This is a genomic window from Pseudoxanthomonas sp. LjRoot125 (assembly GCF_964252705.1).
GTDB lineage: Bacteria > Pseudomonadota > Gammaproteobacteria > Xanthomonadales > Xanthomonadaceae > Pseudoxanthomonas_A.
In genome coordinates this window covers 1,877,712-1,900,602 of record NZ_CAXUOY020000001.1, presented here as the reverse complement: position 1 = coordinate 1,900,602, position 22,891 = coordinate 1,877,712, and the positions used below count along the sequence as shown (strand labels likewise).

26 protein-coding genes and 1 tRNA gene are annotated in these 22,891 nt (G+C 65.1%); 14 read left to right on the top strand and 13 right to left on the bottom strand.

The window, feature by feature from the left end:
• The first annotated feature begins 43 nt into the window (after positions 1–43).
• The 12 genes from ccmA (at position 44) to ACSION_RS08735 (ending at position 8,847) form a co-directional block, all read left to right on the top strand.
• The gene (gene ccmA, locus ACSION_RS08790; protein ID WP_435305670.1) at positions 44–688 is read left to right on the top strand and encodes a heme ABC exporter ATP-binding protein CcmA; all 645 of its coding nucleotides are present in this window, start codon (positions 44–46) and stop codon (positions 686–688) included.
• Entirely contained in the window at positions 685–1,371 is a 687-nt protein-coding gene (gene ccmB, locus ACSION_RS08785; protein ID WP_435305669.1) for a heme exporter protein CcmB, read from the top strand. Before ccmA ends, ccmB begins: the two co-directional genes overlap by 4 nt.
• Positions 1,372–1,386: 15 nt before the next feature.
• The gene (locus tag ACSION_RS08780) at positions 1,387–2,145 is read left to right on the top strand and encodes a heme ABC transporter permease (protein ID WP_435305668.1); all 759 of its coding nucleotides are present in this window, start codon (positions 1,387–1,389) and stop codon (positions 2,143–2,145) included.
• A complete protein-coding gene (locus ACSION_RS08775; RefSeq protein ID WP_056880890.1) occupies positions 2,142–2,309 on the top strand; it encodes a heme exporter protein CcmD in 168 nt (55 codons plus the stop codon). Before ACSION_RS08780 ends, ACSION_RS08775 begins: the two co-directional genes overlap by 4 nt.
• Positions 2,310–2,313: 4 nt before the next feature.
• A complete protein-coding gene (gene ccmE, locus ACSION_RS08770; protein WP_093490689.1) occupies positions 2,314–2,778 on the top strand; it encodes a cytochrome c maturation protein CcmE in 465 nt (154 codons plus the stop codon).
• A gap of 57 nt (positions 2,779–2,835) precedes the next feature.
• Entirely contained in the window at positions 2,836–4,779 is a 1,944-nt protein-coding gene (locus ACSION_RS08765) for a heme lyase CcmF/NrfE family subunit (protein ID WP_435305667.1), read from the top strand.
• Between the two features lie 92 nt (positions 4,780–4,871).
• Positions 4,872–5,372 (top strand): DsbE family thiol:disulfide interchange protein, encoded by a 501-nt coding sequence (locus ACSION_RS08760; protein ID WP_435306685.1) that lies wholly within the window; start codon positions 4,872–4,874, stop codon positions 5,370–5,372.
• Positions 5,369–5,827 carry a cytochrome c-type biogenesis protein gene (locus ACSION_RS08755; protein WP_435305666.1) on the top strand — a complete coding sequence of 153 codons (459 nt, stop codon included), beginning with the start codon at positions 5,369–5,371 and terminating at the stop codon, positions 5,825–5,827. Before ACSION_RS08760 ends, ACSION_RS08755 begins: the two co-directional genes overlap by 4 nt.
• A complete protein-coding gene (locus ACSION_RS08750) occupies positions 5,827–6,837 on the top strand; it encodes a tetratricopeptide repeat protein (RefSeq protein ID WP_435305665.1) in 1,011 nt (336 codons plus the stop codon). The genes ACSION_RS08755 and ACSION_RS08750 overlap by 1 nt, the downstream gene beginning before the upstream one ends.
• Positions 6,838–6,903: 66 nt before the next feature.
• Complete coding sequence (gene metX / locus ACSION_RS08745) at positions 6,904–8,016, top strand: homoserine O-acetyltransferase MetX (RefSeq protein ID WP_435305664.1); 1,113 nt, start codon at positions 6,904–6,906, stop codon at positions 8,014–8,016.
• Between the two features lie 98 nt (positions 8,017–8,114).
• Complete coding sequence (locus ACSION_RS08740) at positions 8,115–8,702, top strand: cysteine dioxygenase family protein (protein ID WP_093490683.1); 588 nt, start codon at positions 8,115–8,117, stop codon at positions 8,700–8,702.
• A 59-nt stretch (positions 8,703–8,761) separates the two neighbouring features.
• Positions 8,762–8,847: transfer RNA gene (locus tag ACSION_RS08735), tRNA-Leu, on the top strand.
• A gap of 163 nt (positions 8,848–9,010) precedes the next feature.
• On the opposite strand, the gene ACSION_RS08730 is transcribed toward ACSION_RS08735, so the two are convergent.
• Positions 9,011–11,434, bottom strand: a complete 2,424-nt coding sequence (locus ACSION_RS08730; protein ID WP_435305663.1) for an SIR2 family protein — start codon at positions 11,432–11,434, stop codon at positions 9,011–9,013.
• Between the two features lie 323 nt (positions 11,435–11,757).
• The gene (locus tag ACSION_RS08725) at positions 11,758–12,204 is read right to left on the bottom strand and encodes a hypothetical protein (RefSeq protein ID WP_435305662.1); all 447 of its coding nucleotides are present in this window, start codon (positions 12,202–12,204) and stop codon (positions 11,758–11,760) included.
• Positions 12,205–12,716: 512 nt separating this feature from the next.
• Between ACSION_RS08725 and ACSION_RS08720 the strand changes: the two genes are divergently transcribed.
• A complete protein-coding gene (locus ACSION_RS08720; protein WP_435305661.1) occupies positions 12,717–13,085 on the top strand; it encodes a hypothetical protein in 369 nt (122 codons plus the stop codon).
• Here the strand turns inward: ACSION_RS08720 and ACSION_RS08715 are convergent.
• The 9 genes from ACSION_RS08715 to ACSION_RS08675 all read right to left on the bottom strand — a co-directional run bounded on the left by ACSION_RS08715 (position 13,066) and on the right by ACSION_RS08675 (position 20,872).
• Positions 13,066–13,611, bottom strand: a complete 546-nt coding sequence (locus tag ACSION_RS08715) for a hypothetical protein (protein ID WP_435305660.1) — start codon at positions 13,609–13,611, stop codon at positions 13,066–13,068. The genes ACSION_RS08720 and ACSION_RS08715 overlap by 20 nt on opposite strands.
• Before the next feature lie 327 nt (positions 13,612–13,938).
• Entirely contained in the window at positions 13,939–14,436 is a 498-nt protein-coding gene (locus tag ACSION_RS08710) for a hypothetical protein (RefSeq protein ID WP_435305659.1), read from the bottom strand.
• Between the two features lie 684 nt (positions 14,437–15,120).
• Positions 15,121–15,807 carry a hypothetical protein gene (locus ACSION_RS08705; protein WP_435306684.1) on the bottom strand — a complete coding sequence of 229 codons (687 nt, stop codon included), beginning with the start codon at positions 15,805–15,807 and terminating at the stop codon, positions 15,121–15,123.
• Between the two features lie 157 nt (positions 15,808–15,964).
• Positions 15,965–16,234, bottom strand: coding sequence for a hypothetical protein (locus ACSION_RS08700; protein ID WP_093490678.1), 270 nt, complete (start codon positions 16,232–16,234; stop codon positions 15,965–15,967).
• A gap of 176 nt (positions 16,235–16,410) precedes the next feature.
• Entirely contained in the window at positions 16,411–17,580 is a 1,170-nt protein-coding gene (locus tag ACSION_RS08695) for an acyltransferase family protein (RefSeq protein WP_435305658.1), read from the bottom strand.
• 9 nt (positions 17,581–17,589) lie between these two features.
• On the bottom strand, positions 17,590–18,276 hold the full coding sequence (locus tag ACSION_RS08690) for an ABC-2 transporter permease (protein ID WP_435305657.1): 687 nt from the start codon (positions 18,274–18,276) through the stop codon (positions 17,590–17,592).
• The gene (locus ACSION_RS08685; RefSeq protein WP_435305656.1) at positions 18,273–19,157 is read right to left on the bottom strand and encodes an ABC transporter ATP-binding protein; all 885 of its coding nucleotides are present in this window, start codon (positions 19,155–19,157) and stop codon (positions 18,273–18,275) included. The genes ACSION_RS08690 and ACSION_RS08685 overlap by 4 nt, the downstream gene beginning before the upstream one ends.
• Positions 19,154–19,576 (bottom strand): GntR family transcriptional regulator, encoded by a 423-nt coding sequence (locus tag ACSION_RS08680; protein ID WP_435305655.1) that lies wholly within the window; start codon positions 19,574–19,576, stop codon positions 19,154–19,156. Before ACSION_RS08680 ends, ACSION_RS08685 begins: the two co-directional genes overlap by 4 nt.
• A gap of 306 nt (positions 19,577–19,882) precedes the next feature.
• The gene (locus tag ACSION_RS08675) at positions 19,883–20,872 is read right to left on the bottom strand and encodes a cyanophycinase (protein ID WP_158253506.1); all 990 of its coding nucleotides are present in this window, start codon (positions 20,870–20,872) and stop codon (positions 19,883–19,885) included.
• A gap of 247 nt (positions 20,873–21,119) precedes the next feature.
• Here ACSION_RS08675 and ACSION_RS08670 point away from each other — a divergent pair, with 247 nt between their 5' ends.
• Positions 21,120–21,815, top strand: a complete 696-nt coding sequence (locus ACSION_RS08670) for an aspartate/glutamate racemase family protein (protein ID WP_435305654.1) — start codon at positions 21,120–21,122, stop codon at positions 21,813–21,815.
• Between the two features lie 6 nt (positions 21,816–21,821).
• On the opposite strand, the gene ACSION_RS08665 is transcribed toward ACSION_RS08670, so the two are convergent.
• Both ACSION_RS08665 and ACSION_RS08660 read right to left on the bottom strand, forming a co-directional pair.
• Positions 21,822–22,193, bottom strand: a complete 372-nt coding sequence (locus ACSION_RS08665; RefSeq protein WP_435305653.1) for a YciI family protein — start codon at positions 22,191–22,193, stop codon at positions 21,822–21,824.
• 81 nt (positions 22,194–22,274) lie between these two features.
• A complete protein-coding gene (locus tag ACSION_RS08660) occupies positions 22,275–22,835 on the bottom strand; it encodes a dihydrofolate reductase family protein (protein ID WP_435305652.1) in 561 nt (186 codons plus the stop codon).
• Between the last annotated feature and the right edge of the window lie 56 nt (positions 22,836–22,891).

Genomic DNA, 22,891 nt, shown 5'->3' with positions numbered 1-22,891 from the left:
GCCCCAGGACACCCCAGCCTCCCGCCCGGGAACGCCCGATCCGATGACCGACGCCGCTCCTTCCCATCCGCCGTTGCTGTCCGCCCAGGGCCTGGCGTTCTCGCGCAACGACGAACCGGTGTTCGGGCCGCTGGATTTCGCCGTGGATGCGGGCGAGGCCCTGCTGGTGCAAGGCGGCAACGGCGTCGGCAAGACCACCCTGCTGCGCGTGCTGGCCGGCCTGCTCCGCGCGGATGCGGGCCATATCGACATCGATGGCCATCCCGCTGGCCCCGCACGCCGCGCCCACGCCATGGCCTATCTGGGCCACCTGCCGGCGCTGAAAGGCGATCTGAGCGCGCTGGAGAACCTCAACTTCCTCTGCGGCCTGCACGGGCGGCGCGCACGCCAGATGCCGGGTAATGCGCTGGCCATGGTCGGGCTGGCCGGCTACGAGGACGCCCTGGCGCGGCAGCTCTCCGCCGGCCAGAAGAAGCGTCTCTCGCTGGCCCGCCTGTGGCTGTCGCCCTCGCCACTGTGGCTGCTGGACGAGCCCTACGCCAACCTCGACCTGGACGGCATCACCTTGGTCAACCGGATGATCTCCGCGCACCTGCGCGATGGCGGTGCCGCGCTGGTCACCACGCATGGCGCGTATGCCGCCCCGCCGGTGCAGACCCGCATGCTGCTGCTGGAGCGCCCTGCATGAACGCGGCGCCTTCGCTCTTCCAGACCGCCCGTGCGCTGATCGTGCGCGACGTGCAGTTGCTGTGGCGCCGCCGTGGCGATGCGCTGCAGCCGGCGCTGTTCGCGCTGTTGGTCGTCGTACTGTTCGCCCTCGGCCTCGGCACCTCGCCGCAGGCGCTGTCGAAGGTCGCGCCCGCCGTGCTGTGGGTCGCGGTGCTGCTGGCCGGGCTGCTGTCGCTGGACACGCTGTTCCGCGGCGATGCCGAGGACGGTTCGCTCGAACAATGGATCCTCGCCCCCGTGCCGCTGGCCTGGCTGGTGCTGGTGCGCGTGTTGACCCACTGGGCCACCACCGCCCTGCCGCTGGTGCTCGCCGCGCCACTGCTGGGCGAGATGCTGCACCTGCCGCGCAGCGACCTGCCGATGCTGCTCGCCACGCTCGCGCTGGGCACGCCGCTGCTGAGCCTGCTGGGTGCGGTGGTCGCCGCCCTGACGGTCGGCATGAGACGCTCTGGTATCCTTGTGGCCCTGCTGGCGCTGCCGCTGTACGTGCCGGTGCTGGTGTTCGGCGCGGGCGCCGTGGCCGCCAACGCGCAAGGCCTGGATGCCTCCGGCGCCCTCCTCTGGCTGGCCGCCGGCCTGCTGCTGTCGTTGCTGCTCGCCCCGCTGGCCGCCGCCGCGGCGATCCGCATCGCCCTGACCTGAAGACCGACGCTGCGCATGAATCCACTCGTCCGCTGGTTCCACCAACTCGGCTCGCCGCCCTACTTCGACCGCTTCGCGGCGCGCTGGACGCCGTGGTGCTACCTCGCCGCCATCGTGCTGCTGGGCGTGGGCCTGTGGCAGGCGCTGTTCGTGGCCCCGGCCGACTACCAGCAGGGCGACAGCTTCCGCATCCTCTACATCCACGTGCCGAGCGCGTGGATGAGCATGTTCGTGTTCGGCCTGATGGCGTTCTACGCGGCCATCGCGCTGATCTGGCGGATCAAGCTGTGCGAGATCCTCGCGATGGCGTGCGCGCCCACCGGCGCGGCGTTCACCATCATCACCCTGGCCACCGGCAGCATCTGGGGCAAGCCGATGTGGGGCACGTGGTGGGACTGGGACCCGCGCCTGACCACCGAACTCATCCTGCTGTTCCTCTACCTCGGCGTGATGGGCCTGTACGGCGCCATCGATGACCGCCGCAACGCCGCGCGCGCCGCCGGCCTGCTGGCCATCGTCGGCGTGGCGATCCTGCCGGTGATCCGCTACTCCGTGGTGTGGTGGAACTCGCTGCACCAGGGCCAGACCATCCGCGTGTTCGGCGAGTCCAGCATGGACAGCAGCATGGTGCTGCCGCTGGTGCTGATGGTGGTGGCGACCAAGTTCTGGTTCGCCGGCTCGCTGCTGGCGCGCGCCCGCGCGGACAACCTGCGTCGCGAAGCCGGCAAGGACTGGGTCGCCAAGCTCGCCGCCACCAAGGGAGCCACGCCGTGACCTACCTCGAATACGTCATCGGCGCCTACGCCGTGTTCGCCCTCGTGCTGGCGTGGGATTTCCTCGCGCCGCGCCTGCAGGTGCGCCGCGAACTGCGCGCCGCCCGCCTGCGCGCATCGCGCGAGACCCGTCGCAACGCCGCCCCCGCCGACCTGGAACGCTGACCGCATGAATCCCGTCCGTCGCCGCCGCCTGTTGTTCGTGCTGCTGGCCCTGCTGGTCGCCGGTGCCGCCACCGCGCTGATCGCGATGGCCCTGCAGCGCAACGTGGCCTACCTCTACACCCCGGCCGAAGTGCTGCGCGGCGATGCCAGCGAGCGCGCCCGCTTCCGCCTCGGCGGCATGGTCGAGAAAGGTTCGTTCAAGCGCGAGACCGGTTCGCTGGTGTCGCAGTTCCGCGTCACCGACGGCGATGCGCAGCTCACCGTGCGCTACGAGAAGATCCTCCCGGACCTGTTCCGCGAGGGCCAGGCCGTGGTCGCCACCGGCACGATGCAGGACGGCGTGTTCGTCGCCGAAGACGTGCTGGCCAAGCACGACGAGACCTACATGCCCAAGGAAGTCGCCGACAAGATGGGCAAGGCGCACCAGAAGCACGACGTGCAGGCCGCACCGACGGGGCCGGCGAATTGATCCGGGCCTCCGTCGCCCATTTCCTTCCCGCATCCGGCGGGAAGCACGGGACTCACCATGCTGCCTGAACTCGGACAAATCGCGCTGATCCTCGCGCTGCTCACCGCCGTGCTGCAGGCGCTGCTGCCACTGGCCGGCGCGCACCGCGGCAAGGCCGCCTGGATGGACATCGCGCGCCCGGCCGCCTATGCGCAGTTGTGGCTGGTGATGCTGGCCTTCATCGCGCTGACCGTCGCGTTCGTGCAGCAGGATTTTTCGGTGAAGTACGTCGCCGACAACTCCAACTCGCTGCTGCCGATGGTCTACCGCTACACCGCCGTGTGGGGGTCGCACGAAGGTTCGCTGCTGCTGTGGGCGCTGGTGCTGGCGATCTGGACGGGCGCAGTGGCGCTGTTCTCGCGCGGACTGCCGGACGTGGTGATGGCGCGCGTGCTTGGCGTGATGGGCGTGGTCGCGGTCGGCTTCCTCGCCTTCCTGATCTTTACCTCCAACCCCTTCATCCGCCTGCTGCCGTCGCCGGGCGAAGGCCGCGACCTCAACCCGCTGCTGCAGGACCCGGGGATGATCATTCATCCGCCGCTGCTGTACGTGGGCTACGTGGGCTTCGTGGTGCCGTTCGCGTTCGCGATCGCCGCGTTGCTCGATGGCCGCGTGGATGCGCGCTGGCTGCGCTGGACGCGTCCGTGGACGAACGTCGCCTGGGGCTTCCTCACCCTCGGCATCGCGCTGGGCAGCTGGTGGGCGTACTACGAGCTGGGCTGGGGCGGCTGGTGGTTCTGGGATCCGGTCGAGAACGCCAGCTTCATGCCGTGGCTGGTCGGCGCGGCGCTGATCCATTCGCAGGCGGCCACCGAGAAGCGCGGCACCTTCCGCGGCTGGACGCTGCTGCTCGCCATCGCCGCGTTCTCGCTGTCGCTGCTGGGCACGTTCCTGGTGCGTTCGGGCGTGATCACCAGCGTGCATGCGTTCGCCGCAGACCCGAGTCGCGGCGTCTTCATCCTGATCTTCCTCGGCATCGTGATCGGCAGCTCGCTGCTGCTGTACGCGTGGCGCGCGCCGCAGCTGGCCGATGACGATGCTTCGGCGAAGTCGTACTTCGCCGCCAACTCGCGCGAGACGCTGCTGCTGGCCAACAACCTGCTGCTGACCGCCGCCTGCGCGATGATCCTGCTGGGCACGCTGTACCCGCTGATCGCCGATGCGCTGGACCTGGGCAAGATCTCGGTCGGCCCGCCCTACTTCAGCCTGTTGTTCATCGTGCTGATGGCGCCGCTGGTGGCGCTGGTGCCGTTCGGCCCGCTCACCAAGTGGCAGCGCGACAAGGCTTCCCGCCTTGGTGCGATGCTGCTGCCGTGGGCGCTGTTGGCCATCGTGCTGGCCGTGGTCGCGTACTTCGTCGCCCCGCAGGGCAAGCTCAAGGCGGCCGCCGGCATCCTCGGCGCGGCATGGGTCGGCCTGGGCACCGTGCGCTTCATCTGGTCGCGCCTGCGCGCCAATGGCCGCTTCACCCCGGAAATGCTCGGCATGACGCTCGCGCACACCGGCATCGCGGTGTTCCTCGTCGGTGCGTTGCTGGTGGAGGCGCTCAACGTGCAGCGCGAACTGGCGGTGAAGCCGGGCCAGACCGTCGAGGTCGGCCGCTGGGGCTTCCACTTCCAGGGCGTCGATGAAACCCAGGGCCCCAACTACCTGTCCGACCGCGGCCACGTGCAGGTCCTGCGCAACGGCACGCCGGTGACGCTGCTGCACCCCGAGAAGCGCGCGTACGCCAGCGGCGGCCAGGTGATGACCGAAGCCGGCATCCGCCCGGGCGTGCTCGGCGATGTCTACGTCGCCATCGGCGAGCCGCTCGGCGACGGCGCCTGGTCGCTGCGCGTCCACATCAAACCCTTCGTCCGCTGGATCTGGCTGGGCGCCGCCCTGATGGCGCTGGGCGGCTTCGTCACCGCCGCCGATCGCCGGTTCCGGAACCACAAGACATCCGAGGCGCGCCCCGCATGAACAACGCTTCCGAACTCCCGCCGTCGCCGCCGCGCTCGCGCGGCGCGCTGACCTTCGCGCTGGTCATCATCGGCTTGTTCTTCGTCGGCCTGATGGGCCTGCTGTACTACGGTGTGAAGCAATCCGACCGTGCCGGCCGCGATGCGTTGCCCTCGCCGCTGATCGGCAAGCCGGCGCCCGCGTTCGCGCTGCCGCTGCTGCACGAGCCCACCAAGCGCGTCACCAACGCCGACCTCGCCGGCCAGCCCTACGTGATGAACGTATGGGGCAGCTGGTGCCCGGAGTGCCGTGTCGAACATCCGATCCTCACACGGTTCGCATTGACCAAACGCGTGCGCTTCATCGGCTACAACCTCAAGGACGAGCGCCCCGATGCGCTGCGCTGGCTCGAGCAATTCGGCAACCCGTACATGATGGTCATCGCCGACGTGGAAGGGCGCGCCGCGATCGATTGGGGCATCTACGGCGCGCCGGAAACCTTCCTCGTCGACGGCAACGGCGTGATCCGCTGGAAGCACGTCGGCGCCATCGACCAGGCCATCATCGACCACCAGCTGATTCCCGCGCTGGAGAAGATCGAAGCCGGCCGATGAACATCTCTCCCGTCCTCCTGCTGCGTGCACTGCTGCTGGCCATGCTGGTCGCCGTCGCCGCGCCCGCCTTCGCCCAGGCCAGCGACCCCACGCCGCTGCAGTTCCGCGACGATGCCGAGGAAGCCCGCTTCCACGCGCTCACCGCCGAACTGCGCTGCGTGATGTGCCAGAACCAGTCGCTGGCCGATTCCAACGCGCAGATCGCCCACGACCTGCGCCGCGAAGTGCTGGACCTGATGCGCCAGGGCAAGGACGACGCGCAGGTGAAGCAGTTCCTGGTCGACCGCTACGGCGAGTTCGTGCTGTACAAGCCCGACGTCGCCCCCGGCACCTACATCCTCTGGTTCGGTCCGCTGTTGATGCTGCTCGCCGGCGGCGTGTGGGTGGGGCGCATCGTCGCGCGCCGCGCGAAGCAGCCGGCCCCGACCACCGACGACACCGACCAGGAGTGGTGATGACCACCTTCGTGATCCTCGCCATCGTGCTGTCCATCGCCGTGCTGCTGGCCGTGCTGTGGCCGTTGTGGCGCACCGCCAAGCCCCTGGTGATCGGTGGCGTGGTCGCGCTCGGCATCGCCACCTTCGCGCTGTACCGCGTGGTCGGCACGCCCGCCGCGCTGGAACCGCAGGCCACCGCGCCCGGCCCCGCCACGCTGGAGGAAGCCATCGGCCAGCTCGAAGCCGAACTGAAGAAGAAGCCCAACGAACCCGAGGGCTGGCGCCTGCTCGGCAAGTCCTACGCGGCGCTGCAGCGTTATGGCGATGCGCAGAAGGCGTTCGAGCGCGCGGTGCAGTTGATGCCCGACGACGCCGACCTGCTGGTGGAAGCCGCGCAGGCCCGCCTGTTCAACAACGCCGACCGCAAGCTCGATGCGCAGGCGATGGCGCTGCTGGACCGCGCGCGCCAGATCAATCCGGGGCACCAGCGCGCCGCGTGGTTCGTCGGCCTGGCCCAGCGCCAGGAAGGCAAGCCCGCCGAGGCCGCGAAGACCTGGGAGCCGCTGCTGGCCCAGGTGGATCCCAACACCGCCGCCACGCTGCGCACGCAGATCAACGAAGCGCGCGCCGAAGCCGGCCTGCCGCCGCTCGCCGATGCGGCGCCTGCGGTCGACGCATCGCCTGCACTGCTGACGGTGACGGTCGACCTCGCACCTGCCCTGAAGGACAAACTGGCGCCAGGCGATACGCTGTTCGTGTTCGCCCGCCAGGTCGGCGGCCCGCCGATGCCGGTCGCGGCCAAGCGCCTGCCGGTGGCCGTATTCCCGATGACGGTCGCGCTGAGCGACGGCGACAGCCCGATGCCGACGCTGAAGCTCTCGCAGCTGCCGCAGGTGCAACTGGTGGCGCGCATCTCCAAGGGCGGCGCCGCCACCGCGACCGCCGGCGACCTGGAAGCCACCGCCATCACCGCCGACGTGAAGCCCGGCACCGCCTACACGCTGACGATCGACCGCGTGGTGCCGTAAGCGCACGCAACACCGCGATGCAGCGGTGAAATGGCATCGCCGGGCGGCATTGCCTACACTGCCCGGATGACCGAATTCATCCCCCCCGGCACCCGTTTCCATCCCCTGCCCTCGCCGTTCCGCATGAAGCGTGGCGGCGAGCTGCACGGGGCGCGGGTGGCGTACGAAACCTGGGGTTCGTTGAACGAACGCCGCGACAACGCGGTGCTGATCGTCACCGGGTTGTCGCCCGACGCGCATGCCGCCCGCAATCCCGGCAATCCGGAGGAAGGTTGGTGGGAGCCGATGCTGGGCCCGGGCAAGCCGATCGACACGGATCGGTGGTTCGTGGTTTGTGTGAACTCGCTCGGCAGCTGCAAGGGTTCCACCGGGCCGGCCTCGATCAATCCGGATACCGGCGCGCTGTACCGTCTCGACTTCCCCGAGCTGTCGGTGGAAGACGGCGCGAATGCCGCCTTCGACGTGGTGCGCGGGCTGGGCATCGAGCAGTTGGCCTGCATCATCGGCAATTCGATGGGCGGCATGACGGCGCTGGCCTACCTGCTGCTGCATCCAGGCGCCGCGCGCACGCACATCAACATTTCCGGCAGTGCGCAGGCGCTGCCGTTCTCCATCGCGATCCGCTCGCTGCAGCGCGAGGCGATCCGCCTGGATCCGCACTGGAACCACGGCCAGTACGACGACGACACCTATCCGGAGTCCGGCATGCGCATGGCGCGCAAGCTGGGCGTGATCACCTACCGCTCGGCGCTGGAGTGGGATGGCCGCTTCGGCCGCGTGCGGCTGGAGTCGGACCGTCCGGACGAGGAGCCGTTCGGCCTGGAGTTCCAGGTGGAGAGCTATCTGGAGGGCCATGCGCGCCGGTTCGTGCGCCGCTTCGATCCCAACTGCTATCTCTACCTGAGCCGGTCGATGGACTGGTTCGACCTGGCGGAGTACGCCGACGGAGGCGTGGAAAAGGGCCTGGCCAAGCTGCGGGTGCAGCGGGCGCTGGCCATCGGCGCCACCACGGACATCCTGTTCCCGCTGCAACAGCAGCAGCAGATCGCCGACGGGCTGGCCGCCGGCGGTGCGCAGGCGGAGTTCCTGCCACTGGAATCGCCCCAGGGCCACGACGCCTTCCTGGTGGACTACGACCGGTTCGGGCCGGCGGTGCGGGACTTCCTGGCGGGGATCTGACCCCCCGCTTCAGGAAAAGCAGACCATTTCCGCACCGCACGACGCCCTCCCCGGCCCGGGCGGCTAAAATGGCCCCACTTCCTGACCCGGGCCATGCCATGACCCTCGATTTCCCCGGCGCCGACAAACTGGTCGCCTCGCTGGATGCCGCCGTTGCCCTGGGTGACGACCGCGCCATCACCGATGCGCTGCGCAAGTCGCTGTGCGAACTGATCTGCGACGAGGACGTGCGCCTGCCGGCCTGCGTGCTGGAACCGATCTCCGACCACTACGCGCGCCGCGAGCTGTACACCAGCCCGGAGCACGGTTACAGCGTCATCGCGATGACCTGGGGCCCCGGCCAGGGCACGAAGATCCACGATCATTCGGGCATGTGGTGCGTGGAAGGCGTGTGGCGCGGCCGGCTGGAAATCACCCAGTACGAGTTGGCCGAGCACGACGAGGTGCGCTACCGCTTCATCCCGGCCGGCACGATCGAGGCCGGCACGGGTTCGGCCGGCAGCCTGATCCCGCCGCACGAGTACCACACCATCCGCAACCCCAGCGACAAGGCGGTGGCGGTCAGTCTGCATGTCTACCAGCGCACGATGGTCCGCTGCGGCATCTACACGCCGGAAGAAGACGCAGGCACCAGCGGCTGGCAGCGCCGCGGCGAGCGCCTGTTGGGCACCGACCAGGTCAATTGAGCCCTGCACGCTCCCGCTCTGTCAGCGGGAGGCCTTGCTCGGCTATACTTCGCGTCCGCGCCGGAGTGGCGGAATGGTAGACGCAGCGGACTCAAAATCCGCCGCCCTTAAAAGCGTGTGGGTTCGAGTCCCACCTCCGGCACCAAGATCAAACCCTGGACCTCCAGGGTTTTTTCGTTTGTGGGGCCTGAGCACTCCGCAGGGTGGACTCGAGCCGTAGGCGACATTCAACGACAGCTAGGCCAGGTACCCGTTAAAAGCTGCGTACGCGTAAGACGCCACGAAGTTTCTTCAGCTTGATCGAAGTTTTATGCCGCAGCCATCAGTCCCAGCGCCCTATCCACAGACACGAGAAGAGCATCGTCTCGCGGAAAGAACTGGCGGCACTTCTCGGCATGTCCGAGTGCACGCTCACGACTCCTGTGAGATGGGGATACGCCCTTGCGCAAACTAATCTCAATTGCCCTGAACAGAACAGCGTAAGGATGGGGGGTAGGTCGCCAACCTCTACGCTGCTCGCCTTTCAGAGCATCGTCTAGAAGACCTGTAATCATCTCCAGCTTTTCAGCAGTTGGCACCCCTTCACCCTCAAGCTCGCGTGTGAGAAGCGAAGCTAGCGTTGTTTTGGGGAACGGGTGGTCTTCAATAGCAACCGCATGACGCGCGAACTGAATTGCTTGCGGGAGATCGGTTTCTTGCAAGAGCAGCGCTCTCTGCTCCCAGTATCTCGAGTTCCATTCCCAACGATCCTTCACCGCGACAAAGAAGCTCTCAGAGTGATCGCCAAGCAAAGGCTTTACAACACCTTCCGCGCTAAACAGGCGACCAGAAAGCCTAGCCTCAGGAGTCCGCCTCACGATAGCGCGGCGATTCACGTAAGGAGCCAATGCGAGCGCCAAGTGCTGAAACATAGTGGACAGCAGTTGCGGTCTGCTTTTTGAAAGTACTTGCAGAATTCTTTCGCCAAGTATCGGGTTAAGTGGCAATACGTAGTCGCCGTCCGATGAGTATGCAAGAGGGAGGGCAACCGCGCTAAGTAGCTGAGCATTGAGGCCATCATTGCGATGGGCACGCTTCAGAACAGAATAGGAAACTCCACCTGAGTAGCAATATTCCGAAAGCGCAGCAATCCCGTAACTCTTTTGCTCGTCAGCGCTAGCATCATCCAACACTGAGCGAATTATCTGCTCAAGAGGCTTGAAGTCATTCAATATCCTGCAGCCGGCCACCGCAACCGAATCGTTAGTGAGCATACTTCCAAACTTACTGGGGTTTCGAAGAGCATCTTTCGAGCCCACTAGACCGGATTGGCGATACTTCTCAATAAGGTCAGCATACTGAATTGCATTCCAATTTGGCACATGAAATTCGATCGGTTTGATACTTCCGAACACTCGTCTAATGTGATCCGCTCGGTAGTCTCTATCCGCCACGAGAATCGCGAGCGGAACTTTATTTGGCAGATCCAATACTACCGACAAGATGCTCGTAGCATGGTCTGCAAAACTATCTATGAGCAGTAGGGCAGGCTTGGTAAGAGCCGACAATGCTTGCCTAGTGTTCTCAAGATCTATTGATGCTTTTCCGGAAAGATTGAAAATGAGCAGCCCATCCATTGCCAACGAATAGGCTGATCGACGTACTAGCGTCGTTTTTCCAGACCCAGATGATCCCAGAACAAGGAAGAAATCTTTCTTCGGCCGAAAGTCGTTTAAGTAGTTCTTTAAAGATGCCGTTAGCTCAATTTCCAGATCAACAGGGAGGTCCAAGTTTGACTCGAAATCGGACCACCTTGGTGCCGAACCGTAAAAGAAGGGCGAGATCTCTCCATCCGGATTTGCACTAGCTTGTTTCACCAACTCAAAAGAGCTGAAGAATTCCACTTGCGCGGAAGGATGCAAGGATTGAGAAAAAACTTGCGACAGAGACGGAACTATCAATGCGGAGGGGGATGGGGAGGGCCCGAACACTTCCTCTACCCAGATTAAAAAATCGTGCAGCGTTGTCTTGACAAGCGTCAGGCCGTGAAGGTCGCAGAGTTTTCTTGTAACAGCATCCGGAAATGGTTCGATTAGCAGCGATGGCCCGCGATTGCTTCTTTGCGAAGAAGGCGTTCTACCTTGAAGGTAGTACTCTAGGTCAGGTTCATTGAGACTCGTGCCAGCAAGGACAAATGGCTCGGTTTCAAGTATCTCAGAGAGCACGTGCATCCATGGATTGAGCTCCCTTGTGACGCGCCCGTAGTCAGCAGTGGAAAACACATATCCGCTTTCCGGCTTCCTGACAAATCCATGTAGATGTACAACCCCAACAGTACCGAGGTTCGATGACGTCTCGTACTGTTCGTCAAAATTGTGCGGCACAGCGGTCTGCCTTGCTTGTGCCGACCCGTACGCATTCTCAAGCACATCATCAATATTGAAGGTGTATATGGAACGCCAAACATGACGCGCAACTGCGAAGGCCGTAGCGCCAGGACTACAGTTCAAATAGGGCTCAGTGAGGTGAGTCGTGATCTCGTCTGGTGAAAGCAGGAGAGAAACACGTGACAGAGAAGTTGTTGCGGATACGCCTTTCACTTCACAGAGCTTCTTTGTCAGATTGCTAGCTGAAAGAAGCGGCTCGCCCTTCGAGTTTGTGCTGTCCAGCGACGCACCACTACCGAGCAGCAGGTTGTAGTGACCTCTAAACAGGCTCGCCTTAAATGACTCTACCAACTCTTCTGGAAGCATCGATAATTCTCCATGAGGCCTAACCACTTATTGACCGGACCCCTGGATCCGGATAAACGAATCCTCCACAGCACACCGTATGACTGCCTATCAGATGAGGAGTTTCGATACTAGGTCGATGGAGCCCAGCTAACAAGCCAACCAATAGCGGGGGTCAAAAGACCAAGGGCTGGACCGAGCGAACTAGAGCTCAACATCGCGCAACTTACGACATCCCGGCATTGGGCCTCGTAAGCCCCCCCAACCTATCGCTGCAAACCATCCGCTATCCCTGCGTCAAACCGACCCGCGAAGCGGGTTCCGCTTGAACGAACTGTTGGGTGCTACTTCTTTGGCCGTTTGATCTTGAGCAGGTCGGCGTTGAGGAATGTCCTTCCTGCACACGTGCGATTGTATTGCTCTGCCGCCAGACGCTGCGTCTCTGATATTTCAGCCATCCGCAATTTGTACTCGTCGTGTCGCTCGCCGATTTCGTTGTGCTCTTCGATCTTTGCGTTGTAAGCATCCATGCGAAAACTTTCGCCGGCCTCGATGGCCATTTTCATCTGATCGAGTTCACCGCGGATCTGCCCTTGTTGTTTGACGAGATCGTTACTCTCCCTCACCTGGACGTTGTAAGCCTTCCTCTGGCGTTCCATATCATCGTCCAGAGACACGCATTGCCTAAGCTCGGCCTGGTTGAGTGGCGGCTTCGTTTGATTTCCCTTGGAGAGCACAGGTGGCGTGACGCTTGAGAGTGCAAGTCCCGTTGCAAGCAGCAGATAGCGCATGATTTCCCCGTAGTAGTGCCCAACTACCTGATGGCCCGATCTTGGTCCGGCTATACACCCTGCCCGCAGCGCACCGTAGTGCACCGTTTCGCTGGCCATCCCCCTGGTGCGGCTCGATCTTAGGGTGGCTGGGCCTGCCTAACAAGACGACGTAACTTGACCCCGCAGCGCGCAGAACGCGCACGCTCGCTGACGTCTGCCCACTGGGTAAGGCATCCCGGCCCCCAGTCGTTCCCGATCCGCCACTGCGTGCCGGGGCAGCGGCCGCGGGCTCAGTTCGGGAACATGGGTTCGTCGCGATGGGCGATATCGCGCCCATCACCATAGGGAAATGGCCCCGCCACACGTCTACCTTGATGGATGGGCGCAGTTCGCGGCCCGTGCACTGTCGGACGATGATCAAAGACCACCCGAATCCGTACCTCCAGGCCTCGCTCCGCGAACTGTCCGCCGCCCTGGATCGGTGTGCACGTCAACGGCGTGCGGCGAGTGGGACCGTAGAGCGCGAGGACATGGAACACCTGCTCCTCGCCGCCGCCAAGCGCCTTGCCCCCAAGGACAGCAACCCGGGAGAGCCAGTCAAGCACGTACGTGCGGGTGCGGAGGTCCTTCCAGACTTCTGGTCGCGCTACGAACGCGAGAAGCGCACGATGCGTTGGCACCTGTTCCACCAAGCCGCCGAGGCCGCCGGACTCACCCCTGCGGACCTCGACGAGTACCTCACGCTGACGGGGCGCCCCCTGATGGATCGCGCCCTGGAAAGCGAGGAAGGCCACCGCGAAGCCCTGGATTGGATCGAAGAGGCCCGTCGTATGGATGATGAAACGCTGGCGGGGCATTGCGGCCCCGCCATATTGACGCTCAGTAGTCCTGAAGCTTGACCCACGCCCCTCCCGCATCAAGGGTGTACAGACCCTTTGCGGCGCATCTGTCAGTAGTTCCATCAAGACCTTGGGGCTTAAGGATGGTTGATAAACCTGCAAGAAATGCGGTGTTGTCAGAATTGTCTTTGATGCCGGAAAGCTGCCAGCCATCGACGATCGACACGTCCAATCCCGCCTTCCCCAAGCCCGCCCTCGACGTAATCTGATAAGGGCGGCTGAAGTCTGGAACATAGAATGGCTTGCTGGCGACGCAGCTGTACGCCGGGTTCTTGCATTCCTTGTCGTCGCCACAATCGCGTTTCTCAACTATCTCAAGAACGAGTTGAGGGTGATAAACCACGTATCCTTCCGGTGAACCTTTTGTTCCCCAGCTGCCCGCCCCTACACGACTTTTTTCTATCGGCTGGATCTTGATCCCTGCACAACCTGTAACAACAACGGCGGCCAAAGCGACACCTAATATCCTTTTCATGGCGATGCCCCAGTTACAAACCCCTGCTTTCGCTACAACGTCGGCGCGCACTGCCCTAGGCCATGGGGAATCCATGGGACAGGGACACCAGGATTTGCCCTCCGCCACCCGCCACAGAAAACCGCTAAGCGATTGAACTCGTTGGATTAAACACGAACCGGCACCCCGTCCATGCGCCTCCGGACCCGCTGCCCTCACGAGCGCGCGGACCAAGACCATAGGCTAGGCCGCACGACGTAGAGACCAACACCGCACGCCTCTGACCTCCTCGCGTCGGGACTCGCAGCTCACCTCAACGATCTCAGCGCCCGCCACAGACAACAAAAGGGGGCTCCACGGCCCCCTTTTGTCATGCACTTACTCGAAGAACTTCGGCACCTACGCGGGCGCCCCACTCCCTACTACCGGCGCCTCCTCTTCCGACTCTCCCCTCGCCCGCTTGGTCTTGAAGCGCGTCGAGAGCTGCTTGCGCAACGAGTCCAGGCCCGCGCTCTTGCCGGCGAGCTTGAGCAGCTGATACCCCTCCACGCTGTTCGACATGATGTCGCTGCCCAGCGCCGTCTCGGTGTCCAGCATTCGTTGGTACAACCGCATCACCAGCACCGTGCGCGCCCGCAATGCATCCAGCGCCGCCACATCGCGCTGCAATGCCGGCAGGTCGAACGTCGGCGGCAGGATCTGCGGATTGCTGGTCAGCACGTCGACGGCCAGCCGGCAGAACGCCTCCGACCTGTCGCCCATCTTGTGCAGCCTGCGCCGCTGGACCTTGTCCAGCGCCACCAGACCGCCCAAACGGGCATTCAGTGTGTCCAGCGCGACGTCGATATCGGCCAGCGCCTCGTCTTCGAATGTGATGTCTACGATGTTCTGACTCATGATGCGTCCTTGTCTCCTTGTCATGGGAACGCCCGCCCTCCGGCGAGCACCTCCACTGTAGGCCGCTGCGCGCGGAGAATCCTCTAACATTTGTGCCGTGCGACCCGCGCGATACACGCATCATCTGTCGCGCCATACACGGCATCATCGTGCGACACCGGTGCCTGCATGACCGGGCATACCAACCGGTATCCCCGGCGATACCAAGAGGCATGGCGCGACCTGTCGAAGGGCAGGTGCCGTCATACCGCGGAGGTCTGCGTCGACATGCGCCGATATCGCGCGCCATGACCCGGCGACTGTCCGTTGATATCGAAACGCGTGTCCGTGCATAGGGCGCGGCATCGCGCGTGATGCACCGGGGTATCACAGGCCACGCCCTGCCCTATGGCACGCCATGTCGGCGCGTATGGCGCGCAGGATGCAGGGACATCGAACGCCACCCTGCCGATCATCCCGGCCGTACCCTGGCACACCGCTCGCCACCTGCAGCGACATCCGCGGGGATGGAAAAGAAGGCGGCCCCGGCACGCGCCCCTATCGGCTGCGACGGCGCGTGAGTGAGCGATGCATGCGACGCCGCTCGTCGCGCACATGAAAAGGGAGGCGCGCTGCGCCTCCCTCCATGAATCCGTATAACGCCGCGGGTGTGCCGTGAGAACGCGGACTACGCCGACGCGCGCGTCACTTGCGGGCTGAACGTCCGCGCTTCTTGCCGGCGTTTGCCGCCGAGTCCGCGCGACTCTGCGCGAACTCCGGGAAGGTTTCCTCGATCGAGTCCTTGTCCGGGAGGATGTAGAACACCCCACCCTTCTCGAACGTCGGCTGCATGATCTGCTCGTAGAACGCCGGTGCCACGTTGATGCAGCCGTGCGTGATGCGATTGTCGTCGGGCGTGGGCGATGCGAGGCGTTCCACGCGCTTCTCGGCCGGCACGCCGGTGGCGGTCGGATGGATCGAGACGGCGGACTCGTAGTCCACCCACAGCACGCGTCCCGCGTCGATGGACGGACCGAACCCGCCCACGAAGCGACCTGCGGGGGTCGTGCGATCGCGGCCGGGGATCTCGCGCAGCGCAAGACCGGCCACGCCGGGCGCCGTGTGGTCGCCGACCGCCGATCCGAAGAGTCCAGGGGCTGCGCCGCGAGGCCGGCCGTCGCCACCGAATACCAAAATCTGCGCAGCCGCCTTGTCGATGATTGCGAAGGGATAGCCCTGGCTGTCGTTGGTCGCGACGATCCAGCCCGCGAGCGCGATCACCGTGTCGGACACGTCCTGGCCTTCGGGAAGCTGGTCGGCGGCAGCGGCCGCTTCTTGCTGGGCGTCACGCTCGGCCTTGGGTGCCGCCGCGCTCGCAAACGCCAGCGTCAGCAGCAGCGCACCGGAAGCGGCACGGATCGCAGGATGTAGGCAGGTACGAATGGCGCAGTTCCTCACAACAAAAACCACTATCAGAAGAGAGCCCGGCGGCCAGAAGCGGCCGCCGGGGTCTGGGTCTCACGATTCCTCACGAACCGTGCAAGCGCGATCAGCCGCGCGGCACGCGACGCGGGGCCGATTCCAGCTGGCGCACGCGGCCTTCGATCTGGTCCAGGCGCTGGTTGGCCTGCTGCGCCGACTGATTCGCCGCATCGGCGCTCTGCGCCGCACCCTGCACCTTCGTGTCGAGCTGATCGAGGCGCGAGTTGATGCCTGCGAACTCGTCGTCATAGGTGGCGCAGCCGCTGAGCGCCACGCCTGCCACCATCGCCACACCGAGCACACGCGCCGTCGTCATGAATCGCTTGTTGGTAAACATTCCAATCCTCCTTCGTCTGGGAGCTGGGAATATAGACGTGTTTCCGGCCGGTGCTGCAACGTACCTTCAGCCAAGATTGGCGTACGTGGAGGCAGCGTGAAATTGCGGGAATATTTGCGTATTCCCATGCGAATCCATCGATTCAACCACTTGGAATCGCTGGACGTGATCGGCGATCACACCGTATCCGTGCCGCTGATCGCAACGCGACTGACGGACGGTCGCCCCTTTCCATTCAACAACCTGCCGATCACCGTGTGCCGGACCAGCAGTTGGTAGCTGACGAACGACACCAGCAGCGTGATGACGATTGAAGACATGAACTTAACAATCCAGTGCAGCGGCATATCCAACAACCGGTACTGGACGGCGAGCAAGACCGGCAGGTGGACGAGGTAAACCCAGTAGGCGCTGTCGGAGAACCAGCGCATCGTGGCGCTGCGCGAACCCAGCCATCGCCGCGCAGCGAGCAGGCACCAGAGCGTCATCCAGAAACCGGCGCAGGCTTCCAGCCAGGCTTGCACGCCGCGCAGTACGGCGGACGGTGGCACGTCGAGGAAGCCCTGCGTCCACAGGAACAACGCGGCGTACGCAACCACCGCACCCGCCAACAGGAAGGGAGCCAGCGGCCGCAGGCGATCAAGCAGGCTGTCGTGGTGGAAGAGCTGGTAACCGAACGCGAAGTACAACCCGAAGAACACCAGGGCCCAGAGCGCCGGCACGAAGAACTCCGGTGCGGGCCACGGCACGCCGACCAGCGCCAGTGCGGGTGCCGACAGCACCGGGAACCCCACGATCCATGCCGCCACGGGCATTGCGGCGAGCCTGCGCCCGATCCGCCCCATGCCAAGGGTCGACGTGATCCACACCAGCAGCGTGAACAGCATCAGGTAGAACAGGAACCACAGGTGCCCCCAACTCGGCAGCGAGGGCATGGCGCCATGCTGGTCGAGGTAGGTGCGGATCCACGCCAGGGCCGGCGATGGCTGGAGTGCGGTTTCCGCCGCCCGTTCCGTCAGCCAACGCATGCTGGCGAGGACTGGCCAGGCGAACACCACCAGCGGCAACAGCACGCGCGCGCAACGGTTGCGGAACAGGCCCGCCATGCCGCGACGCGCCACCAACAGAGCCGCGAAGTACCCCGCGAGCGCGAAGAACAGCGGCATGCGGAACACGTGCATGAACCACGCCACCGCATCGACGACCGTCGACCCGCCCGCATCCGCAGCGGGCCAGATCGGCCGCATCACCGGGCTGTACGCGAGCGCCGCGTGGAAGACCACGCCGGCCAGCATGGCCAGGGCGCGGAGGTTGTCCAGGGAGTGAACGCGATCGCCGCCTTCCACATCGTTGCCCTAGAGGAAGGAGCGCTTGCGCGCGTGCACCCAGCCGGCCGCAAGGATGGCGATCGCGATCACGGCGAGTTCGCCCCCGATCAGGGCCAGCACCTGCGGACTCCAGACGATGGCGTCGCCCTGCAGGTGTTCGCGGATGCCGTGCAGGGTGCTGACCCAGTAGAGGAACGGACCGATCAGCGTCATCAGCGCCAGCATCGCGAAGACGTTCCAGCCTTCGGAATCCACCGCGATCACCACGCACAGCGACACGCAGAAATTGGCCAGCATGAACAACCCCACCACCACCAGCCACGGCACCGTGCCGTCGGCGCGCGGCGTGCCAAGCACCAGCGCCAGCAGGCCGCCGCAGACCAGCAGGAACGGCACCAGGAAGATCGTCAGGTTGGCTAGCAATTTGCCCCAGAACACGTCCATCGGCGTGACCGGCAGGCTCATGATGAAGGGCTGCGTCTGCTCCTTGCGCTCGGCCATCACCGAGGACTGGATGGCATAGGACCCGACCACGAGCAGCAGCACCAGCAGCAACAGCGCACCGGCCGACGCCAGCAGCGGCGTGCCCATGCCCACCAGACCCAGCGCCAGCAGCATGCCGCCGAGAAAGCCGGCGAGTTGCTTCTGGTAGACCTGCCAGTCCTTGACGATCAGCTTGCGGACCATCGCGCCATCGGATGCGAGCCAGTTCATGCGTTGTTCCCTCCGCGGACGGTGGTGACGAAGATGTCTTCCAGCGCCATCGGCTCGACCGATTCGATGGCGAACCCGAGCGACTGCAGCGCGGGCACCGTGCCGGCATCGAACGCGCCGGTCTTCACTTCGACCAGCGGCGCGCTGTCGCGGACCGAGGCCACGCCCGGCAGCCGGCGGATCGCATCCGTCCCTTCGCCGCGGCACAGGATCCGTCGCCAGCCATCGAGGAAGGATTCCTTGTCGCGCGAGGCAACGACCCGCCCGCCATGCAGGAAGGTGATGGAATCGGCGATCTGCTCGATGTCGGCGGTGTTGTGCGAGGAGAACAGGATCGAACGCGCCTCATCGCGCAGCACGTCGGCCAGCGCGTCCAGCACCTCGCCGCGCGCGACCGGGTCCAGGCCGGTGGTCGGCTCGTCCAGCAACAGCAAGCGCGGATGGCGCGCGAAGATCAGCAACAGCAGCGCCTTGACCCGCTGCCCGTGCGAAAAGCCGCCCAGCGCCTGCTGCGGCCGCAGGTCGAAACGCGTCAGCAGGTCCTGCGCGTAGGCCTCGTCCCAATCGGGATAGATGCTGCGGACGAAATCCATGTGCCAGCGCAGCGTCTGCCCGCGATACAGACGCATGTCGTCGGAGGCGTAGCCGATATCGCGCTTCACCGCGACCTGAGCCTGCGGCATCGACTGGCCGAGCACCTCGACCCTGCCGCCATCGGCACGGACCAGTCCCATCAGCATGCGCAGCAGGGTGGATTTTCCGGCGCCATTGACGCCCACGAGGCCCATGACCTGGCCCTCGGGAAGTTCGAGATCGATATCGTGCAGGGCGAATGCGTCGTACTGCTTGCGCACGCCTTCGAGCGCGATGGCGGGTGTCATTCGGGTGTCCTTCGGTCGGGATTCGTGGGCTTCGGCATGGCAGGCTCGCTGGACAGCGCTTGCTCGACGCGATCGAGGACCTGTCGCCCGTCGAGCCCCAGCTTCCTGGCCGCCTCCAGCAAGCCGGCCAGTTGGGATTGGAATTCCTGCGCGGCCAGCGTCTGTGTCGCGTCCAGGGTCTCGGCAACGAACGAGCCCTTGCCCTGGCGCGTGACGATCACGCCGGCGCGTTCAAGCTCCAGGTACGCGCGCTTGACCGTGATCACGCTGACCCGGCTACCCGCCGCCAGCTCGCGGATGGAGGGGAGAGGCGCACCAGCCTTCCACGCCCCCGCCATCACCTTGGCGATCACCTGCTCCATGATCTGCGCGTACATCGGCGTGATCGAATGGGGCGACAGCAGCAGATCGGTATCCATGCAGCCCTTGGGTGGTGGGATTCAGCCGCGTTGCAGAGGCTTGTGTTCGCACCGACCCGCGGCCTGAGCGCCTGAGCCGCCCTGATAGCCGGTTGGCCTGACGCACCACAGTCTGTGCATAGTCAGTATACACAGCGATTAACAGTCGTCAACGGGCGAGAAATCCAGGCCGGGAAGACCCCGGCGCCTGGATCCCGCTGCGCCACCGACCTGGCAGTCGGCTCAGTAAGTAGAGGGGGTCAGAGCGCTGTCCTGCGTTGACCACGCATCAAGGACAGCCACTCCGACCCCTGCTTCGATCGTCTGTCAGTAAGCCGATCCGCCGGCCTGGGTCGAACTCAGTACGCCGACTTCGGCCGTGACCGTGTAAGTCGTTCCGCCCACCGGCGCCCAGGTGACGAGATCGAAGCCATCGCCGGCGGCGATGCGCGCCACGCCGATGTTGCGATAGGTCAGCGGTTGTTTGGCCGCGCACACCTGCGGCAAGCCTGGCGCTTGCAGGAAATACACCTTGCCCTCGCCTACCACGCTTGCGTAGCCACCATTGGCCACCAGCAACGCGGTCGCTTCGTCGACGGCGATGCCACGTGGCGCCGCACGCCAGCCGCTGGCCGCCACGCGGCACAGGAACGCGAGGTTGCGACCCATGCGGTCGCGCGCGGCGAAGTGGGGATCGCCGATGACGCCCTGCAACGGCGCCACCGCAGCGAAGTCGCGTTCGAAGGTCAGGTAGCGGTTGAACGGATCGGCCAACGCCTGGCTGCTGGTCGCGCCCTGGCTGGCGTTCGCGCTGTAGACGAACTGGGTCAGTACATTGAGACCCGCACTGGTACCACCCACCGGTACGCCTTGCGCGATGCGCGCATTGAGCGTGGACTGCACCGGCGTGCCTTTCCAGAAATTGATGTAGTTGGACTGATCGCCGCCGGCGATCCATACCACTTCCGCCTTGGCGATGATCGCCGCGACGTCCGCATGGTTCGCCGCCGCCGTGCTCGGGATGATCAGGGTGGCGACCGAATTGACGTTCGGACACAGACCTTGCACGTACGGGTTGTAGGCATCGGCACCGGTGGCGCGGATGATCAGGAAATCCCCGTTTCCACCCCGGTTGCACAACCATTGGAAAGCGGCGTCGACATCGGTGCCGCCGCCCATCAGGACGGTGCCGGCCGTCGTCGTGGGTGAGACATCGCTTGCACTGCCGACGCGGACATAAGTGTAAGGCGGGGCCTTGGCGGCGATCGCGGACGAGGCCAGGACCGAAGCGAAGAGGAACACGAGCAGACGACGCATGGAACACCTCAGGGTTGGGGTGACAACAACGCTGACGATCCAGTCGTGCCGATCCCCCATGCCCCCCTCTCCCTGCGTGTACGTCATCCGCGCAGGGCACGGGGTGGCTTCATCGCGGCATGACGCGCGAAGCCGATAGCGTCACGGCGCCTGCAACGGAACCGGGCCACACCCCCCAAACCTCTCAACCCTCGCCCGCGTGCCAGCCCGCATAATCGGTTTCCGGTACACAGGTGGCGGAACACGCATGAAGACGATCGGCCTGATCGGCGGGATGAGCTGGGAATCGACGGTGCCCTACTACCGTCTGGTCAACGAAGGCATCAAGGCGCGGCTGGGCGGCCTGCATTCGGCGCAGGTGGTGCTGTACAGCGTCGACTTCCACGAGATCGAGCGACTGCAGCGCGAGGGCGATTGGCACGCCGCGGGCGAACTGCTGGCCGATGCCGCGCGTCGCGTGCAGGCCGCCGGTGCCGACCTGCTGGTGCTGTGTACCAACACCATGCACAAGGTGGCGCCGCAGATGGAGGCGGCCGTGTCGATTCCACTGCTGCATATCGCCGACGCTACCGGCGCCGCCATCACGGCCGCCGGGCATCGCACCGTCGGCCTGCTCGGCACGCGCTTCACGATGGAACAGGACTTCTACCGCGAACGCCTGCGCGAAGTGCACGGCCTGCAGGTCATCGTGCCTGACGCGGACGACCGCGGCCTCGTCCACGACGTGATCTACGACGAGCTATGCCGCGGCGTGGTGCGCGACAGCTCGCGCGAGGCCTATCGCCGCATCATGGACGCTCTGGTGGCGAGCGGCGCCGACGCCATCATCCTCGGCTGCACCGAGATCGGCCTGCTGGTGGGCGCGCAGGATGCCCGCGTGCCCTTGTTCGACACGACGGCCCTGCATGCGAATGCCGCCGTGGACGCCGCGCTGGCGGAGTGACGTCGCCTATCCGGCGAGGTAGAAATCCATCGGGATCAGCTCGACGGCCCACCCGCCCTCTTCTCCCAGGGTGGCGGCCGGGTGCATCGAGGCGATGCGCAGCGCTTCGTCGTGGCTGTCCGCCTCGATGATGAAGAGGCCGCCGACCACTTCCTTCGACTCGGTGTAAGGCCCGTCGCTGACCTGGGTCTTGCCGTTGGCCGGGCGCAGCGTCCGCCAGCCTTCCAGATCGCCCAGCGAGGCGGAAACCCGCACTTTGCCGGTCGCGCGCATCTTCTCGTCCAGGGCGGGACACTGGCTTACCAGTGCCTCGATGTCGTCCGGATGCATCGCGGCGAATTTCTCGGGAGTGAAATAGGCGAGGCCGAGGTACTTCATGGGCATTCCTTCGTGCAGTGATGTCTTGGCGACGAAGCGGGAGGCCGGAATTCGACACGCCGCCGCGCGTGGCCACCAACGTCAGTCGTCTGAGCGCCGGTAGTGCATCGCGACCGCACCGCAGCGCAGCGGGGTCGCGGAAACCAGTGCAAGCCGTCGCGTGCCGGGGAGCCCGCTCTGGTACAGCGTCGGGCCGCGGCCGGCGATCCTGGCGTGGACGAGGAAGCGGTACTCGTCGATCAGGTCCAGCCGGTCCAACTCGGCGGCTAGCGTGCCACTACCGAGCAGCACGCCGGCCGGCGTCGCATCCTTCAACTGCTGCACGCCCGCGCGCAGGTCGCCGGCGATGCGATGGCTGTGCGCCCAGGGGAAGTCCTCGCGCGTCGACGACACCACGTACTTCGGCTTCGCCTCCAGCTTGGCCGCCCACTCACGGGTCGCGGGCGGTGCTTCCACTTCTCCGCACGCCACCCTCGGCCAATAGCCTTCCATCATTTCGTAAGTGACCCGCCCCCAGAGCATCGCGCCGTGCTCATCCATCAAGCGGGTGAAAAAGGCATGCGTCTCCTCGTCGGCGATGCCCTCCCGGTGGTCGACACAACCGTCCAGGGTGAGGTTGAGGCTGAAGGTCAGCAGTCCCATGGGGCGAGTACCTCGCGGCTTGAGCCGGATTGCGTGGACGGATGCCTTGACGACGA

What these genes read in the sequence shown, in the direction of transcription:
- ACSION_RS08680 (WP_435305655.1), bottom strand. Translation starts at nt 19,576, where the DNA reads ATGGATACCGATCTGCTGCTGTCGCCCCATTCGATCACGCCGATGTAC.
- ACSION_RS08690 (WP_435305657.1), bottom strand. Translation starts at nt 18,276, where the DNA reads ATGAACTGGCTCGCATCCGATGGCGCGATGGTCCGCAAGCTGATCGTC.
- ACSION_RS08725 (WP_435305662.1), bottom strand. Translation starts at nt 12,204, where the DNA reads ATGCGCTATCTGCTGCTTGCAACGGGACTTGCACTCTCAAGCGTCACG.
- ACSION_RS08780 (WP_435305668.1), top strand. Translation starts at nt 1,387, where the DNA reads ATGAATCCACTCGTCCGCTGGTTCCACCAACTCGGCTCGCCGCCCTAC.
- ACSION_RS08685 (WP_435305656.1), bottom strand. Translation starts at nt 19,157, where the DNA reads ATGACACCCGCCATCGCGCTCGAAGGCGTGCGCAAGCAGTACGACGCA.
- ACSION_RS08675 (WP_158253506.1), bottom strand. Translation starts at nt 20,872, where the DNA reads ATGCGTCGTCTGCTCGTGTTCCTCTTCGCTTCGGTCCTGGCCTCGTCC.
- ccmB (WP_435305669.1), top strand. Translation starts at nt 685, where the DNA reads ATGAACGCGGCGCCTTCGCTCTTCCAGACCGCCCGTGCGCTGATCGTG.
- ACSION_RS08750 (WP_435305665.1), top strand. Translation starts at nt 5,827, where the DNA reads ATGACCACCTTCGTGATCCTCGCCATCGTGCTGTCCATCGCCGTGCTG.
- ccmE (WP_093490689.1), top strand. Translation starts at nt 2,314, where the DNA reads ATGAATCCCGTCCGTCGCCGCCGCCTGTTGTTCGTGCTGCTGGCCCTG.
- ACSION_RS08760 (WP_435306685.1), top strand. Translation starts at nt 4,872, where the DNA reads ATGGGCCTGCTGTACTACGGTGTGAAGCAATCCGACCGTGCCGGCCGC.
- ACSION_RS08740 (WP_093490683.1), top strand. Translation starts at nt 8,115, where the DNA reads ATGACCCTCGATTTCCCCGGCGCCGACAAACTGGTCGCCTCGCTGGAT.
- ACSION_RS08670 (WP_435305654.1), top strand. Translation starts at nt 21,120, where the DNA reads ATGAAGACGATCGGCCTGATCGGCGGGATGAGCTGGGAATCGACGGTG.
- ACSION_RS08755 (WP_435305666.1), top strand. Translation starts at nt 5,369, where the DNA reads ATGAACATCTCTCCCGTCCTCCTGCTGCGTGCACTGCTGCTGGCCATG.
- ccmA (WP_435305670.1), top strand. Translation starts at nt 44, where the DNA reads ATGACCGACGCCGCTCCTTCCCATCCGCCGTTGCTGTCCGCCCAGGGC.
- ACSION_RS08710 (WP_435305659.1), bottom strand. Translation starts at nt 14,436, where the DNA reads ATGAGTCAGAACATCGTAGACATCACATTCGAAGACGAGGCGCTGGCC.
- ACSION_RS08665 (WP_435305653.1), bottom strand. Translation starts at nt 22,193, where the DNA reads ATGAAGTACCTCGGCCTCGCCTATTTCACTCCCGAGAAATTCGCCGCG.
- ACSION_RS08730 (WP_435305663.1), bottom strand. Translation starts at nt 11,434, where the DNA reads ATGCTTCCAGAAGAGTTGGTAGAGTCATTTAAGGCGAGCCTGTTTAGA.
- ACSION_RS08765 (WP_435305667.1), top strand. Translation starts at nt 2,836, where the DNA reads ATGCTGCCTGAACTCGGACAAATCGCGCTGATCCTCGCGCTGCTCACC.
- ACSION_RS08660 (WP_435305652.1), bottom strand. Translation starts at nt 22,835, where the DNA reads ATGGGACTGCTGACCTTCAGCCTCAACCTCACCCTGGACGGTTGTGTC.
- ACSION_RS08700 (WP_093490678.1), bottom strand. Translation starts at nt 16,234, where the DNA reads ATGTTTACCAACAAGCGATTCATGACGACGGCGCGTGTGCTCGGTGTG.
- metX (WP_435305664.1), top strand. Translation starts at nt 6,904, where the DNA reads ATGACCGAATTCATCCCCCCCGGCACCCGTTTCCATCCCCTGCCCTCG.
- ACSION_RS08720 (WP_435305661.1), top strand. Translation starts at nt 12,717, where the DNA reads ATGGAACACCTGCTCCTCGCCGCCGCCAAGCGCCTTGCCCCCAAGGAC.